This is a genomic window from Desulfosediminicola flagellatus, from assembly GCF_005116655.2.
GTDB classification, from domain to species: domain Bacteria; phylum Desulfobacterota; class Desulfobulbia; order Desulfobulbales; family Desulfocapsaceae; genus Desulfopila; species Desulfopila flagellata.
Map to the genome: position 1 here is coordinate 6,494,669 of NZ_CP050698.1, position 16,674 is coordinate 6,511,342.

At 44.4% G+C, this 16,674-nt stretch carries 15 protein-coding genes; 7 read left to right on the forward strand and 8 right to left on the reverse strand.

Annotated elements, in window-relative coordinates:
• Positions 1-106 precede the first annotated feature (106 nt).
• A complete protein-coding gene (locus tag FCL46_RS26865) occupies positions 107-1,495 on the reverse strand; it encodes an ATP-binding cassette domain-containing protein (RefSeq protein WP_136808585.1) in 1,389 nt (462 codons plus the stop codon).
• 596 nt (positions 1,496-2,091) lie between these two features.
• On the opposite strand from FCL46_RS26865, the gene FCL46_RS26870 reads away from it, so the two are divergent.
• On the forward strand, positions 2,092-2,271 hold the full coding sequence (locus tag FCL46_RS26870) for a hypothetical protein (RefSeq protein WP_136808584.1): 180 nt from the start codon (positions 2,092-2,094) through the stop codon (positions 2,269-2,271).
• Between the two features lie 56 nt (positions 2,272-2,327).
• Here the strand turns inward: FCL46_RS26870 and yciA are convergent, their stop codons facing one another.
• A complete protein-coding gene (gene yciA, locus FCL46_RS26875) occupies positions 2,328-2,747 on the reverse strand; it encodes an acyl-CoA thioester hydrolase YciA (RefSeq protein ID WP_136808583.1) in 420 nt (139 codons plus the stop codon).
• 232 nt (positions 2,748-2,979) lie between these two features.
• Between yciA and FCL46_RS26880 the strand changes: the two genes are divergently transcribed.
• The gene (locus tag FCL46_RS26880; protein ID WP_136808582.1) at positions 2,980-3,444 is read left to right on the forward strand and encodes a universal stress protein; all 465 of its coding nucleotides are present in this window, start codon (positions 2,980-2,982) and stop codon (positions 3,442-3,444) included.
• Positions 3,445-3,566: 122 nt separating this feature from the next.
• Here FCL46_RS26880 and FCL46_RS26885 read toward each other — a convergent pair whose 3' ends face one another.
• The 3 genes from FCL46_RS26885 to asd all read right to left on the reverse strand — a co-directional run bounded on the left by FCL46_RS26885 (position 3,567) and on the right by asd (position 7,111).
• A complete protein-coding gene (locus tag FCL46_RS26885; RefSeq protein ID WP_136808581.1) occupies positions 3,567-4,469 on the reverse strand; it encodes a DMT family transporter in 903 nt (300 codons plus the stop codon).
• 142 nt (positions 4,470-4,611) lie between these two features.
• Entirely contained in the window at positions 4,612-5,892 is a 1,281-nt protein-coding gene (locus tag FCL46_RS26890; RefSeq protein ID WP_136808580.1) for a radical SAM/SPASM family putative metalloenzyme maturase, read from the reverse strand.
• A 100-nt stretch (positions 5,893-5,992) separates the two neighbouring features.
• Positions 5,993-7,111, reverse strand: coding sequence for an aspartate-semialdehyde dehydrogenase (asd, locus tag FCL46_RS26895; protein WP_136808579.1), 1,119 nt, complete (start codon positions 7,109-7,111; stop codon positions 5,993-5,995).
• Positions 7,112-7,821: 710 nt separating this feature from the next.
• Between asd and FCL46_RS26900 the strand changes: the two genes are divergently transcribed.
• Both FCL46_RS26900 and FCL46_RS26905 read left to right on the forward strand, forming a co-directional pair.
• Positions 7,822-9,192, forward strand: coding sequence for a dipeptidase (locus FCL46_RS26900; protein ID WP_136808578.1), 1,371 nt, complete (start codon positions 7,822-7,824; stop codon positions 9,190-9,192).
• 9 nt (positions 9,193-9,201) lie between these two features.
• Entirely contained in the window at positions 9,202-9,570 is a 369-nt protein-coding gene (locus FCL46_RS26905; RefSeq protein ID WP_136808577.1) for a PilZ domain-containing protein, read from the forward strand.
• Positions 9,571-9,946: 376 nt separating this feature from the next.
• On the opposite strand, the gene FCL46_RS26910 is transcribed toward FCL46_RS26905, so the two are convergent.
• A complete protein-coding gene (locus FCL46_RS26910) occupies positions 9,947-10,408 on the reverse strand; it encodes a GyrI-like domain-containing protein (RefSeq protein ID WP_136808576.1) in 462 nt (153 codons plus the stop codon).
• A 419-nt stretch (positions 10,409-10,827) separates the two neighbouring features.
• Here FCL46_RS26910 and FCL46_RS26915 point away from each other — a divergent pair, with 419 nt between their 5' ends.
• Together FCL46_RS26915 and FCL46_RS26920 are read left to right on the forward strand one after the other, a co-directional pair.
• Positions 10,828-12,183, forward strand: coding sequence for a ferredoxin reductase family protein (locus tag FCL46_RS26915; RefSeq protein WP_136808575.1), 1,356 nt, complete (start codon positions 10,828-10,830; stop codon positions 12,181-12,183).
• Positions 12,184-12,267: 84 nt separating this feature from the next.
• A complete protein-coding gene (locus tag FCL46_RS26920) occupies positions 12,268-12,864 on the forward strand; it encodes a YceI family protein (RefSeq protein WP_136808574.1) in 597 nt (198 codons plus the stop codon).
• A 466-nt stretch (positions 12,865-13,330) separates the two neighbouring features.
• Here the strand turns inward: FCL46_RS26920 and FCL46_RS26925 are convergent, their stop codons facing one another.
• Positions 13,331-14,290 (reverse strand): sulfite exporter TauE/SafE family protein, encoded by a 960-nt coding sequence (locus FCL46_RS26925; RefSeq protein WP_136808573.1) that lies wholly within the window; start codon positions 14,288-14,290, stop codon positions 13,331-13,333.
• Between the two features lie 269 nt (positions 14,291-14,559).
• On the opposite strand from FCL46_RS26925, the gene FCL46_RS26930 reads away from it, so the two are divergent.
• On the forward strand, positions 14,560-15,618 hold the full coding sequence (locus FCL46_RS26930) for a TOBE domain-containing protein (RefSeq protein ID WP_228723293.1): 1,059 nt from the start codon (positions 14,560-14,562) through the stop codon (positions 15,616-15,618).
• Positions 15,619-15,692: 74 nt separating this feature from the next.
• On the opposite strand, the gene FCL46_RS26935 is transcribed toward FCL46_RS26930, so the two are convergent.
• Complete coding sequence (locus FCL46_RS26935; protein WP_167505941.1) at positions 15,693-15,983, reverse strand: recombinase family protein; 291 nt, start codon at positions 15,981-15,983, stop codon at positions 15,693-15,695.
• Positions 15,984-16,674 lie beyond the last annotated feature (691 nt).

Below are 16,674 nucleotides of genomic sequence, written 5' to 3' on the forward strand. Positions count from 1 at the left end.
GAGAAATCTTACCTCGAAGGCAGGAAAGTAACAGATGCAGATTGAGTAAAAACAAACCGTAACAGATTGCGTAAGTGAGATTTCTCACTTACGCAATCTGTTACGGTCAGCTGTACTTTTCAAGCTTGATATGTTGTTTGAAAAATGGGCGATACTCATTTTGACGATGACTAACATACAAAATTGTTGAGCTGTTTTTTGTTGCGACCAGCTCAAGAAAGTCGAGTAGAGCATGTCTGCTCCGGTCATCAAGTCCCTGAGTAGGTTCATCGAGTACAAGTAGTGGCGGCTGTTTTATCAGCGCACGGGCAATAATAACGAGTCGCTGTTTTCCATATGGGAGCTGTCTGAATGGTGTTTTGGCCTGATCCTGCATATTGATGGCTTTCAGCCAGCCCATTGCTGCTTTTTCCTGCGATGGGGTTGGACGTTGATACAGACCTATTGTATCAAATAGTCCCGAAAGAACAACATGCAGAGCAGATCCGGGTACACGGTAACTCCGATGGATTTCAGGTGAGACTATCCCCATCTGTTGCTTAATATCCCAGATAGACTCGCCGCTGCCTCGTTTACGGCCGCGTATATACAGCTCATTTGCATAACATTTTGGATTGTCGCCGGTAATCATATGTAAAAGGGTTGATTTACCGCAACCGTTTTGGCCAGTGATAAGGGTGTGGTCACCATGAGAAACCAGGAGATCCAGCCCGGAAAATACTAATTTTTCTCCGTAGCTTGCAAACCCATTTTGCAAGCGGATCAGCTCTTCGGGCTCATGTGATTCGCTGACAATGTCCTGATTTGCAGCAAAGGTTTCCCCGTCAAAGAGCAGCTTTCCATTACCTGACAGTGAATTAATTTCCGGCAGGGTGTTTTGTATGGGGCCTTGAGCTTTAAGCTGGCCATTGTGAAAAATAGCAAGGTGGCTGCACCATTCAGGGATATCTTCTTTATTCCTGATCAGTACCAGGAGAGTTAACTTGTCCTGAGGTAACTGACTGAAAGCATGATCAAGTTCTTTACAGGCAACGGGATCAAGTCCTTCATAAGGGGAATCAATGATCACCGTATTACATGGGCTGAGCAATGCTTTCAAAAGCAGGATTTTTCTGCTCTGGCCTGAACTGAGTTGCCGATAGCCGGTTGATAGACAAGACCGCATATTGAATGCCTCTATTAGAGGGCTATCAAGTGATTCAGCAGGTAGAAATTCATGGGCGAGAGTGCCGGGGTCGGGCTTGTCCATAAAGTCGCTATCATCATTTCGCAGCTCATCCTCGTAAATCGACTGCTGGGTGTCAAAAGATATGATAGATGGATTATGAGGAAGTTCAACAATATCTGCATTTACATGTGTAAGTGTATTATCCAGCAGTTTCAGGAATTCATCAATGCCTGAGTCGGCTGAGCCGTAAATGCACCAGAATTCGCCTGGGTGCGCTTGAAAATCTCTGATATTGAGTCGTGGGTGTTGAAGGTTTACGATTTGCATAGGGGTGTTTTAGTAAAAAAATAGAAATGGTGTGAACAATAAGTAATCATAATGTTGTTTTTTTTGCATTATTGCATGGGATTACGGTAAAACAATCGTGAAATAGAACTATTCTAAATGTTTATAGTGCATTTTAATTCCCATGGGGAGTGATATGAATGTGATGAAAAAAATGACTCTATACATGTTACCACTGTGTTTTGTAATTATTGCAGGATGCAGTAGTGAGAAAATACCGTTCACCTATACTTACACATCAGCGTAGTTGTTGACGTAAACTACAGTGGCAAGCACTAGGAGGCTGTCCGACAATGGCTTTTGCCCAAACTCTTCGGAATTTTTAAAAAATAATGCTCGCAATATTAAATATATGGCTGTGCTTATTTTTTGAAAATCTCTCGATTTTGACCAAAACCCCTATTCTCGGACAGCCTCCTGGTGGCCTGTCATGCCTCAGATGTCTAATTCTGCTCGCCCTTTTCACTTCCTGACTTCGTTACGCCTTCTGTTACATAGCGCTGCTATGCTCCATCAGTCGTGCCTTGCAGGAAAAGAAAAAGCTTCGCATTATTACGACATTTGACACATGACACTAGGTGCTGAATCAATTCGGGCTACCGGTAGATACACCTTTTGAGTATGAGTTTGAGCCGGATGGGGATCTTAATATAACCCTTGGTGGTACACGTTATGAGATAGAAAGCCCGTATGATCGGGATGTAAAGAAAAAGAAAAAGGTCGTAAAAAAAGTTAAAAGCCAGCGAGTAAATCAGTAAAAAAGTAATTGTTATCAGATAGCTGTAGTGTGCAATGAAATCTCGCGAATTTGATTTTATGGATACGGGCAACTTGAAGTGTGAACCGGCCGTTTATTGCCATTCTCATCAACAGCGACATAGGTGAAAGCGGCTTGTGTGACTTTGAATTGCCTATCCTGTCCATTCTTCGGGTGAAGCACCTGCTTGACCCATACTTCAAGGTGAATGGTTATTGAGGTATTACCAACTCTGGTTACTTTGCCATAACAGCAGACAACATCTCCAACGTGGACCGGCTTGATAAAGTGGATGGAGTCGACTGCCACTGTAACAACACGGGATTGCGTAACCTCTTTTGCGAGAATACCGCCAGCCATGTCCATTTGAGCCATAATCCAGCCACCGAAGATGTCGCCACTCGGGTTAGTATCTGCAGGCATCGCAAGGGTTTGCAGAAGCATATCACCGCTAGGGTGTAGGGTAGTTTTTTTCATCCTCCCACTGTAATCGGAAGAAACATCAGGTGTAAATAGATTTTAATCAGCAGGCGTACCTGATCTTCCCATATATTTTTCAACCATTTCAGACAGCATTTTCTCGTACTTTAACTGAATCCTGTTATGTAGGTGTGGCTTTTTGATATACTTCTGATAGAGGAATGTAGAGTTGTGCATATTATCCAAAGATCAACCCGTCTGAGCCTCAGATCGTATCGGAGATGCTGATATGAAAGTAATAAAAAAAATTCTCGTGTGTGTGGATTTATCAGACTACTCAGAAGAAACTCTTGAATATGCTTCTTCATTCAGGAAGAGTTTTGACGCGGAAATCTTGCTGCTCAATGTGATTAACATCCGGGATATTGAAGCGTTGAAAAGAGCCAACGATTATTATCCTGATAAAGTTGATATTACGGGCTATGCCGAAAAATCGAGAGAAGATAGAAAAGCTAAAATGCAGGGGATGGTTAGTCGATATACACCAGCCGAATTGGAAAAAGTGCGTATCGAAATTGTTGAGGGAGTTCCTTTTGAAGAGATATTGAAATGTATCGATGTTGAGCGGGTTGATTTAGTTATTATGGGCAACAAAGGAAGGAGTAATCTTGCCTCCACACTTTTTGGCTCTACAGCCGAAAAGGTGTTCAAATACTCTAATGTTCCTGTTGTCAGTGTTAGAAATACGATGTGAATATGGGTGGTACTTAATAAGGAGAACAAAGGATAACGAAATACGTCTTTCGTTTCCTCCTGCTAAAACCACGACCTGTCGAACCGGCTCAAAAGCTTCTGATTTTGTGAAGTTTAAAAGACCTACAGTTTACCATGTTTAGGTTTTTTTGGCGCATTAGTGATTGCCACACCTGTTAGCACAAGCAATCCACCTGAAAGTACCGCTGGTTTAATAGCTTCGCCAAGTATTGCCCACGAAAGAAGTATGGAGAACAGCGGCACCAGATTGATAAAAACACCCGATCGTGTTGGTCCTATTTTCTGAATAGCCTTGTAATAGAGGGAAAAGCCGATCGCTGTGCCGAAAAGACCAAGGAAGAGTAAACTGAGCCAGTTTACTGCGCTAAACGAGGGGCTTTGCGGAAATGTACCTTCGAGCAGAGCCGGGATAAAAAGCAGCAGCGTGCCAATAAGCGATGAATAGAAAACTGAAGCAAGTGGCGAGAGCATTCTTAATACTGTCCGGCCTATGAGTGAATAGGCGGCCCAACTGGCGACACAACCAAGAATTGCCAGTTCTCCTCTGCCAAAACCTCCTGAGAAAATAGCTGAAGGGTGACCATTACTAATGACAAACATTGCTCCCGTAAGTGAGAGGAAGACTCCTGCCAACTGTCTGAGCGTAAGGGGTTCTTTTAAAAAAAGGCAGGCGAAGATGGTAATTGCCAGGGGATTGAGGGCAATGATCAGCGAAGCACGACCAGCCTCTATATGATGAAGGCCTGTAAAGAAAAGAACATTGTAACTAAAAACTCCCGTTAATCCTAAAAGCAGCAGGGACAACCAAACTTTGCGAGGAGGAAGTGCAAGTCTACCGTCAATCATTCGAGCGAGAACTGCCAGAGCCAGTGTTGCAATGGCGAAGCGGAAAAATGCTGCAGTAACAGGAGTAACAGATGATCCTGCCAAGGCTCTTCCTGCGATAAATGTCCCACCCCAAAAGAACATTGTGAGCACAAGTGAGAGGTACGTTCCTATTGGCATGAGAGATCCTGATATTTCTTAGTTAGTTTTCGGATGATAACTCGCTGATATAGAACGATATTATTTCCAACGTGTAGAATTGGCACGTATTCTATCTGCAGGTGAAATATGGTCTGCACCACGTTACCTGTTAAGCTGACCATCACAAACAGCGCACAGCATCATAACACCAGAGGCAGTGACCGCAAGGGACACTGATGCCGAAGCAGTCATTAGCAAATGGCTCAACCTCACCAAGGATATCCGGGCAGGGGCCGAGTGAGCAACTGTGGCAAAATGGGTATTCGTATTCTCCGGCAGTTTGTCGAAACTCGCGGTATTCTTCAGAGTGCCATATCTGTAGCAGGTCACGGTCGGCAATATTGCCAAATGTTCGTGGCTGAATATGCTTTGGTTCGTTGTCCATATAGATGGTTTGCGCATGCCAGAGCGGGTGGCAGGGCATTACATTACCCTCGACATCAACAAAAATGGCATTCTCATTAATGAATGTGCATGAACGTTGCGTTGAAGCTGATAATGGAGGGAGAGATAGCTCAACACCATATCTATCTGCAATTTCCTGAGCAGTACGCAGATAGTCTTCATACGCAGAGATCTTTTTCTGATCACGCTGATTGAGCTTTTTCACATGCAGCCATATACCCTCTTCCTGGGCATCCGCCAGCATCTGTTTGTAAAGCTGCTGCAGGCGCTGTTCGGCATTGTGTCTGGGGGCTATCCAGGTCTTTGCAGTAAGCTCAGTGAGGTCGATCTGTTCTTCGCGAGCTTTTTTCTGCCATTTACTAAACAATTCCTGGGCCTGGGTTGTATTGGTGTTAAAAAGGCTCTGCTCTTCGGCATTGTCCTGATAGGCAAGCAGATGCGAGCAGATAATGAAATCGACACCAATGTGAGAGAGTTGCTCAATTAATTGCGGTAATCTGGAAATGGTCTCTTTAACAAGGACGATCTCTGCACCTAGCTGGAAATTGGTATATCCTTCTGTTTCACATATCGATTTAACCATCTTAAATGGTTCGAGATTACTGTTATTCTCGTGTAGCAGAGAGCCTCCGCAATGCGCATCATCAGAGAGCCCATCAACAGAAATACACAACCGGCCAAGCCCTGCATTCAGCAGTTGACGGGTATTATCGGCGTTAAGCAGACTGCCGTTGGTCTGGAATCCCACCCAACTGGCATCAGGCATGTTCTCTTTAGCGACACGTACCATACGTTGAATATCAGGGTGAAGCAAAGGCTCTCCAATGCCGTTAAGCACGAGGGCGTCGAGAGATGGGAGCACATTGTGTAATTGTGTGAATGTATCGAAATCGAGATGTTTATTTGAAATAACACTTCCCGGAACATGCTTTACGCACATGCCGCAGTTCATGTTGCAGCGGGTAGTCGTTTCGAGATACAGCTTTCGTGGGTGCATGGGCTGAATACGGTAGGGGTGGTGAGGATATATAGGGTATTCGCAAATAAAAAAGACGGGACCTTTGGGCCCCGTCTTAATACTTACCGCATCTACACGTTTATCCGATATGGGTCAGGATAATCTTGAGTACCCTTCTAAGCGGCTCAGCAGCTCCCCAGAGCAGCTGATCGCCAACAGAGAATGCTGTTAAGTATTCCGGACCGATATTCATTTTTCTGATTCTTCCTACAGGGACGGTCAGTGTTCCGGAGGTCTTTTGCGGGGTCAGTTCCTGCGAGGTGATTTCACGCTCATTGGGGATGACTTTAACCCACTCATTATGGTTGCCTATGATCTGCTCAATTTCTTCGATAGAGACATCTTTCTTCAGTTTGATAGTGAAAGCCTGAGAGTGGCATCGCATTGCACCAATACGGACACACTGGCCGTCGACTGGTATGATGCCTGCTCCGGTATTACCGAGGATTTTATTTGTTTCGGCTATACCTTTCCACTCTTCGCGGGTCTGGCCGTTTTCCATCGGTCTGTCGATCCATGGAATGAGGCTTGCCGCAAGAGGCACACCCCAGTTGTCTGTAGCCAGGGTTCCGTCGTTGAGTTTGGCGGTAATTTTGTTGTCAATTTCAAGGATCGCGGAAGACGGATCGGCCAGCAGATCTGTTACTTCGCCCTCAATCTGGCCCATCTGGGTAATGAGCTCACGCATATTCTTGGCACCGGCACCACTTGCGGCCTGATAGGTCATGGAGCTAATCCATTCAACCAGATCTTTCTCAAAAAGTCCGCCAAGTGCCATCATCATAAGTGACACGGTGCAGTTACCGCCGATATAGTTTTTAGTGCCAGTGGCCAGCCCGCTATCAATGACCTTTCTATTTACCGGGTCCAGCACAATAATGGCGTCGTCAGCCATCCTGAGTGTTGAGGCTGCATCGATCCAGTAGCCTTCCCAACGCGAGCGAAGTTTTTCATAAACCGAGGTAGTGTAATCGCCACCCTGACAGGAGAGGATAATATCCATTTCCGCCAGCCTGTCGATGTTCATTGCGTCTTCTAGGGGGTGTGCACCGAAACCGACATCGGGGCCGTCCTGACCGACCTGGGAGGTAGTGAAAAACACAGGTTCGTATCCCTGGAAATCACTTTCGGCCAGCATCCGTTCCATGAGAACTGATCCTACCATCCCTCGCCATCCAATAAATCCTACCTTGAGCATTTCTCGACTCCGTTGTTGAATTCTTTACTGTAAAAGAAGGTTGTTGCACATGGCCATGAGCGGCCATAAAGTTTTGAACAGTGTTTATATACTACTTCTTTCTACGGGGTATCTGTACGAATCAAAAGATGTCGGTGTTTAACAAAGAGGGAATACAGCCAGGTCGCCTCAGTGAAAAACAGGTACGTGTTAGATTCTGGAATCCGGCGTATCAGGTAAGATACACATGAAATGAGTACGGTAATGAACACTGCCTTAAAATCAATTTTTACATAAAAAGTATCAAAGTTGCTCGAAAAAATATTGGTCAGTGTAAAAAAAAGAGGTGGGGACAATGCGTCTACGTGTCGATAAGTCGTCGTAATACTATCGGCTTCGGCATCTTTCTTATGAGAAATGAATATAATAGGTTTGTTATGGCAGTATTCTAAGTGCTTCTGTGAGAAAAGCTGTTGATGCGCATTCTGTGGTGAGATAGGATTAAAAAAGAGCATAAGGTTGTTCTGGGAGGCTGTCCGAGAATAGGAGTTTTCTCACTGTTTGAGGCAAAATTGAAAAATCACCGGAGACATATATATATAATCTCGGAGTCTCGTCCCTCGCTTACCGAAGGATAATTTTTTCGATTTTAACGAAGCTATGGTGCAAAAGTGCATTCTCGGAAGGCTTCCGAGGCAGTTGAACTATAGATGTGAAAGGGAGTCGTGCAAATGGCAGGAACGCTTAATCAATATCTTGATGACAATCAGGAACGATTTGTTGAACAATTGAAACAATGGCTGGCAATACCGAGCATCAGTACTCTGGTTGAAAATGCCGAGGATGTCTATGAGGCAGCAGAGTGGGCGCGGAATAAACTTGTTTTTATGGGCTTTACTGAGGTCAGGACTATTCCGACCAACGGTCATCCACTTGTGTACAGTGAATGGCGTACAGACCCGAAACAACCGACCCTGTTAATATATGGTCACTATGATGTCCAGCCTGTCGATCCGGTATATGAGTGGGAATCTCCTCCATTTGAGCCTGAGGTAAGAGATGGAAATCTCTATGCCCGTGGTGCCAGTGATGACAAGGGGCAGGTGATGCTGGTCCTTGCTGCATTGGAAGCATGGCTCAAGGTTGAAGGCGATCTTCCGGTTAATGTCAAAATTCTTCTTGAGGGTGAAGAGGAGGCTGGAGGTTCAGGAGTTGAGCGGTTTGTTACACGAAACCCCGGCCTGTTAAAGGCTGATGCTGCTTTGATCTGTGATACCTCAATGTTTTCAGCTGAGCAGCCTTCAATTATCAACGGTTTGAGAGGTATTCTGTATACTGAGATCGAGGTGACCGGCCCCGAGAGAGATCTGCATTCGGGAAGTTATGGTGGTATTGCCCCCAACCCCATTCATGCTTTGTGTGTGCTGATCAGCAAGCTTAAAGGAGAAGATGGCGTCATTAATATTCCGGAGCTTGAGGAGCATATTCAGGAACCGGATTCTGAGGAGAGGGCATTCCTGAAAAATGATCCGTTGAATGTGGAGGCTTCCTTACTTACTGAAATGGGTGTGAAACAGTTTGTTGGTGAAGAAGCCTACTCTCCGCTGGAGCGATTGGGGCTTCGTCCTACCCTTGAGGTTCATGGGATCAGGGGAGGGTTTGTAGGTGATGGTGCCAAGACGGTTATCCCCTCAAAAGCTCTTGCAAAAGTGAGTTTACGGTTACCATCCGAACTTGATCCAAACGAGGTCTTTGTCTGGCTGGACAAGGCGGTTAAAGAGCATATGCCGGCGGGGTATAATGTAAAGGCCGTAAATCTTCATGGCGGCAGGGGAATCTCGGTCGATCCTGAGAACAGGTACGTACGTGCTGCTGCGGCATCTTTAAAAACTGTGTATGGCAGAGAGCCTGTGTTTATGCGTGAAGGTGGTTCTATTCCAATTGCGGCGTTATGTAATTCTGTACTGAAGGTGCCGGTGGTGCTCATGGGGTTTGCATTACCTGATGACAATATTCATGCCCCGAACGAAAAATTCAGTCTTGAGCAGTTTAAATCAGGGATGAAAGTTGTCGCTGAATTCTTAGGACGAATTAAATTGTAGGAGTAAAGGATGACCGAAGAAAAGAGAAGGTTTAGCCGGATAGTTTTCAAAATGGCGGCAGAACTTACAGCTTCCGGCGCAGTACATAAAGTGGATGAAATTACCAATCTCAGTGTAGGCGGGTGTCAGCTGGGGATTGGCGTTGAGATTCCATCAGGCACTGAGTGTACGCTGCTCATCATTCTGAATCCGGCGGATAGGAGAATGAATGTCGAAGTAGATGGGTATATTGTAAGAACTGAAGATGGTATGGTGGGAGTAAAGTTTACGTCTATCGGACCCGAAGCGCTAACTCATCTTCAGAATATCATACGCTATAACTCTCCTGACCCTGACAAAATTGAAGAAGAGATAGATGAACATCCAGGTCTCGTCTGATACATACAGGTGGGAGATGAAGCAGTTCTTTCGTCACCCACCTAGTGCTCTGTAAACCTTTACCTATCGGATCTTGTTCGCCCTTTTAGCACACTGACTTCGATTCTCACTCAGTCACATATCGCTGCTATGCTCCTTCATTCGTGCCTTGCAGTGCACTAAAATTGCGGAACAATCTTTGCGACATTTAAAGATTTACAGAGCACTAGTGTCCTGTCATGCCTCAAATGTCTAATTCTGCTTGCCCTTTTCACTTCCTGTCTTCGTTACTCCTTCAGTTACATAGCGCTGCTATGCTCCATCAGTCATGCCTTGCAGGAAGAGAAAAAGCTACGCATTATTACGACATCTGACACATGACATGACACTAGTTGTGTTACTGTTTTTTTGCCAGAATCCCGATCTGCAGTTCTGTCAGATTGTTAACAGATTCTGTGCCTTCCCATTCTTTATAGACTTCCCTTCCCTGATTGGCGAGCAGGTATGACTCGCTTACTGCCTTTGATGCCAGTTCCATCCACGCATCGCCAATACCAGCCATCGCACCTTTATAATCGATGGAAAGGCAGGGAAATGGTTCAGATTGCATAAAGAAAAATGATCCAGCCTCTTTTTGTTCGGCAACCGGAAGAGCTATTATCAACTGAAATGGCTTTTCCCCGGTTGGATCGACATTATAGTACTGAAACTCTGGCGGGCCGGTTATTTCTATCCCCGCATTTTCCATGTCATCATACATTAGCTCCATAACTTCTTGAGCGAAATGAGGAATTCCTGCCATTGTTAATGTTCTTTCAGCACAATAATACAGTGTTACGGGAATGTCTTTTTTCACCATTTTTCCAGCCCCTTCTATGGTCTTATTAGCCCGAATTCTGCCGTGAAATTCAAGGAAAATACGGGGGTAATTTTGGGATCAATCAGAAAGGATCAGGCTAAAATGCCTGTCTGGTAGAGAGAGTAATTACAGCAATTGTTCGATTCAAGGGTAAATGAAAATAATCTTTATCCGTTAACTGAAAAACGTATATTGTCAGCAGATTGACTGTTCTTTCGAGTCTTCACTCCCATTTAAAAGAGCTGACGATCTTTTAAATGTCAGGAAGATAATAGAGAAAGAGAGATAATTACCTCTCATTATTGTTGGTGTTATGATTATAATAAATAATATATTTTCTATTGATTCTATTCTTTAACGATATCTGGCTAATTCTGCCTGAATCTGTATGGACGATATTTAAAACCCGCTTGGACGATATGCAATCTCGACAAATATATACATCAGAACCGATAGAACCTGGTCGGCGTAAGATGCTTATGTGTGTTGTGCTATTAGGCATGTTCACGCTTGTCGGCACGTCCCTGACAATTCCGTTCTACTATGAGACACAGTCGCTCTGGTATAAATTCGGTGCTGATAAAACCCTGTTGCGCAGTGGAAAGATGGTTGGCTTGTTAGGTGCAGTTCTGCTCTGTACGCAGGTTGTTCTGGCTGCACGCGTAAGAATTCTTGACCGGCTTGTCGGCCTTGATAGGCTATTAACTCTTCATCGCTATAATGGCCTATTTTTATTGCTGCTGGGCAGTGTGCATCTGACGCTTGTTTTACTTCCTGAAGGATTAGATAATCTGCCGATTGGTAAAAAGTATTGGCCGGAAATGGTAGGAGCGGCGATGCTTTTTTTGCTATCTGGCCTTGTTGCAGGCGCGTTCGCACGACAGCTGCTTGGTATTAAATACACCATATGGCGTAAACTCCACCGGCCGATGGGCTATCTGGTTTTTGCAATGCTTGCCGTGCACGTCCTGTTTGTCAGTGAATCGTTTGCCAGGAATGCACCGGGATATGGAGCGTATCTGCTTTTTGGAGGCGTAGTTGTTATTGTTGCGGGCAGGAAAATCACGACGTTTTGGCAGAACAGACGAAAAGGTGAGATAGTAGTAATAGAAAAGTTATCAGAAAACGTGACGGGAATAACTGTAAAATTACCAGAGACCCGCACCTTTGGGTATTTTCCCGGGCAGTTCGCCTATCTTTCAATCGGAAGCGGGCACCAGGCAGAACCGCACCCTTTTACCATTGCGTCCTCACCAACCGATCATACATCGTTGCAGTTCATGATAAAAAGCAGCGGAGACTGGACAGGGAAGGTACGCAGCTTTAGAGTTGGTGAAATAGTAAGTGTTGATGGGCCTTATGGTTTGTTTTCGTATCTGGCGCGAACCCGGTCTCAGGACATTTTGCTTATTGCAGGCGGTATAGGGATTACACCGCTACTCAGCATGTTGCGTTTTATGTCGGTTAATCCCGTGAGGGAACACGTGACGCTCATATGGTGTCTTAGCCATAGTGGTGATATGTTTTTGGGAGATGAATTGGAAAATCTCCAAAAAATGATTCCAAATCTGGCAGTTCACCATGTTTATACCCGCGCTAAACATGGATCAAGACGACTTGACATGGATAAAATTGCAAGTTTGACCAGTGGGTGTGGAAGAGATGCACGTATTTTTCTCTGTGGGCCGGGACCTATGATGGTTAGGGCCATGGAGGATTGTCTGGCTCTTGGGTTTGTAAGGAAGAATATTCATTACGAACGCTTCAGCCTGTAGGATCACCGGGTTCAGTCTGTTGGATCTTCGGTTTTTATATAAAAACGTCAAGACAACGTTAATCGTAGTACTAAGGAGGCAAGTATGAAAAGAACTGCAATGGTAGTCATGGTAGCCGTGGTTGGAGTCATGCTCACAACCAGTTGTTTTGCGGTTAACCGTTCCTGGCAGATTGATCAGGGGCATACAGGATTTTACTTCACCGTAGATCATATATTTTCAAAAGTTCGGGGTCACTTTGGTGAATTTACAGGAAAGATCAAATTTGATCCGGCCAATTTAGAAGAAAGCAGTATGCAGTTTGTGATTCAAACAAAAAGTATAGATACTAATCTTCCTAAACGGGATAAGCATTTGCAATCGGAAGATTTTTTTGATGCTGCGAACTACCCTGAGATGACATTTACATCAGAGTCAATAACTTTGGTAGAAGGCAGTACATATGCAGTAAAAGGTACCTTTACTGTTAAGGGTAAGAGTTACGACCTGACCCTACCACTCGTTTTCACAGGGGTAAGAGATCATCCTATGCAAAAAGATAGTGAAGTTGCCGGTTTTAACGGGTCGTTGATTCTCGACAGGCTGGTTTATAAGGTCGGTGATGGTAAATTTTTTGATTATGGCGTTGTCGGGAAAGATGTGGATGTGTTGATTACTCTCGAAATGCTGCATAAAAAGTAGCTCGTTGAACTGAGCAGCAGATACGAAAAATAGAAAACAAAAAACCATTCAAGCCGGCAGCGGACCTGCTGGCTTGAATGGTTGATAAAAAAACAGGCGACTGCTTGTAAATGTAGGTTCCGACGTGTTCGCCATTAAGTGCGCGGGTGATGTTGCCGGGCTCCATTCCATTAATGATATGTAACTTCTCGATCACTTCGCTGTTCTGAAGAATCTCAAAACATGGGCGTTCAACAACCAGATCGTCATGATCCTATTTCTAATAGATCTTTGGCTCCGATCTCAGAGATAAAGGGCCCATTTTGGTCTTTCTTGGGGGCATTTGTGTAAAAAAGCCCTTCTCATCTGCTTGCTATCTTGACCATTTTCAATATGTTTAAGGACTTCGTCAATATTGCTATTTATGCACCTTTCCACCATTCTTTATGAGATTTCTTAACAGGTTGGCTATTCTCAATATAATCTGTCAATATCCAAAACATTCGGCGACATACTTGGTTGCAGTGGAGATGATAATAGTGGCGAGCATCCATTTGATGGTTTTGGCTGGTACGAATTTCTGGCAACGTGCCCCGAGGTACATCCCCGCCATTCCGCCTATTCCGAATAAGATTCCTAAAAACCAATCCGGAGCCACTGACACGTCTGGATATAACGGTGCAATGACTTGGTAGAATACAACACCAGCGATTGATGTGACGAAGGTTCCCATTAGGGCTGCACCAGCCACGGTGTAAACCGGTAACCCAAAGAAAGTGACAAAGAATGGAGCGATAATCGAGCCGCCGCCGATGCCGTAGATTCCTCCCACAATACCGACAATGAAGCTGAGGGCAAAGATGCCCCAGAATGAAACATCAAAAGATTCATCATAGAATGTGTACCCAAGTCGTTTTAAATTAAAATGGGTAACCTTGACGGTCGAGAAATCGGTATTCGTGAGTTCTTTATTGGCAATTTTTGTGCGCTGCCTGCGAACCATCTCTTGAAAACGACTCTCGCTGTTGGTTTTGTCAGTATTGTTTGATATTTTCTTAGCTAGATCCCTTACCATTTTGAAGCCGATATAGAACAGTACGGCTGCTGCAAATAATTTGAAGTATTCTGGGTTTGGCAGGTAGCTAACCCTTACGAAAGCACCAATGAACACCCCAGGTAAGGTTCCAGCCACCACCACCCAAGTGAGGGGCCAAACCATACGCCCTTCCCTCCAGTAGCGATAAACACCACTGGGAATGGCGACTATGTTAAACAGTTGATTGGTGGCACTCACCGAAGGGGACGTGTAACCCAGAAAAGTCATCTGGAAAGGTAATAGAAGGAAGGCGCCTGAGATCCCCCCCATAGAAGTGAAGAATGAAATCACGAAAGCGACCAGCGGTGGAATCCAGAGAGCGACTTCGATTCCTGCGGTTTGAAAGAACATACAACCCCCTTCCCGTGAGAGAGTAACTTGACGAGAGGTCACGAATATTATTATGTTCGTGACTGTATACCAGGGCGTACAAATAGGTGTCAAGATGATTTCGGGTGCTTAGCAGAGTGTGTATGCTAAAACAGTTTAATAAACAATTCTACGCCCCGGTAAACGGGAAAATAAGCCAGGATTAATGTTTTGGAGGTATCATGAGTGATGCTAAAAGCATGAAATCACGCTAAAACGTTTCTCATGTTCAACACGGAGCACGGATATCATTGTCAAAAAACAAAAACCACGGGCGCATCATCTCAACTCCTGACTTAGACCAATGTCTGGATGCCACTCAACTCAACCAGATGGAGCAATCATTTCGTGAATGGGTAGATGATTCATCTCGTGCCGATATTCGCTTTTCTCGTCAACGCATTTTGATAATTTTCCTCTTGATCCGCTACACTGGTGCTAAACTGAACGAGGTCTTGGTTCTGAATCCTTTTAAAGACATCGATTGGGTTCAACATACTGTATTTTTGCGTGGAAGCCCAACTGGTACGAACGCCAATCACAGAGAGGTGCAGATTTCAAAAACACTATCTATCGAGATACAGGGAACGTTAGCAGAGCTTTCTTTTAGGGAGTCGTTGGGGAATGTACTTGCTGTTGATCCTGGCTTTGTACGTCGTAAGTTTTACGAACGTGCCCAGGCATGTGGCTTTGACAAACGGCTAGGAGGTCCGGAGATAATTCGTAAGGCGCGGGCTGTAGAGCTAATGCAGAACAACATGCCGTTACCGGCAGTACAAATGATGTTGGGACATTCGACGCCTAACCTGACATCGTCTTATATTTCCTTTTCTAAAGATGAAATTCAGCAGGTCGCAAAGATTTTCCTTGAAAGGGAATCTATGCGCAAAACCAGTGCACGAAACTCTTTCTTTGGTAAAATTCAAAATATGCAGCGAGGCGATATACAGACAAGTGTAGACCTGACTACCATTGATGACCTTTCAATCTCCGCGGTGATTACCAACTATAGCGTAGAAAGGCTTGGCTTAAAGCACGGCAGGGTGATTACAGCCGAGGTAAAAGCACCATCTGTTATACTGCAAAGCGGCGACACAGAACCAATGTGTAGTGCTGAAAATCGGTTCAAAGGGATCATCGCGAGATTAACCAGAGGCAAGGTCAATACTGAGTGTGTTGTCCAAATTTCTGATGGGGTTGAGTTGTGTGCCATTGTTTCCACTGCTGGAGAGCGACACCTTAAACTAAAAGAAGGGGATAGCATTTGGGCGCTATTTAATTGTTTTTCCGTGGTACTGCATGTAGATTAATCGATTGTTATTTTGTGAAAAACGTAACGTTTTCTTATGGTTATTGAGAGTCATGATGATGCGGTAATATCCGGTTAGAAATCGTCGAGTTTTGATTTGCCAGAGTCTTTCGGTCTTCCCACTATTTTGCCGTTTTTTCTTGCCGGCGCTAATCTCAGCTTTGTCAGTTCTGCAATTGAATCGCGTTCTATCTCTGCAAATAGACCAAACATGGTAATCATTCTTTTGGTTTGAATATTCTGCTTGCCATTAATCTTAGTAGATTTCTTAACGGCGATGAGTCGAACGTGTTTCTTGATGAGTGCATCCGCGATTTGTATAAACTGTCCGACACTCCGGCCTAACCGATAATCCTCACTGACCAATAGCAAGTCTCCCGCTTATAAATTTTCTAGCATTTTATCAAATTTTTCGATCTTTTGTGGATTTTGACTGAATTTGAATTTCAACATTTAAAGCATTTATTGACTTCAATTCTCTCTACTTGCTGCTGGACACCATCAATACAATGTTGGAATAGAAACCCCTAAATTCTAGGCAACATCTTTTGGCGATATACCTTCCCTCAATAATATATTTTGCAGCTTCTAGATAGCTCAGATTACATGTGTTTTCTGGGGTATCAATATGTAAAGTAACAATTAGGTGAGTGATTGTGTTGATAGGTGGAGAAAAGGGGATACTACGATTTATAACATTGTCGAAGGGGATGGCCATTCCCATGGTCAAAACAGCTGGTGGAGGAGTTCAGGCTTCATTGTGCTGTTTTGACCAAGGAATAGGAGGAGGTTGTATACCTGTCAATTGCGGTCATCAATTAGACAGAACCTCATGGTATTGCTTTGTCATATCTGAGGGGGGCAGACTCCTCTCTGATATGTCAATATTCTGGAGCTGAAGCCAGAATGGGCAGTTATGGCCAGATCAGCCAGCAGTGAAAGTTAATTGCTTGTGGTCTTACTGCTCACTGGTCTGACCATAATATATTTTATCATGAGTCCAATGTCAAGAGTGATATTTGTCTTTCGGGTTTTTTGCCAATCTGCTATTGTGTAT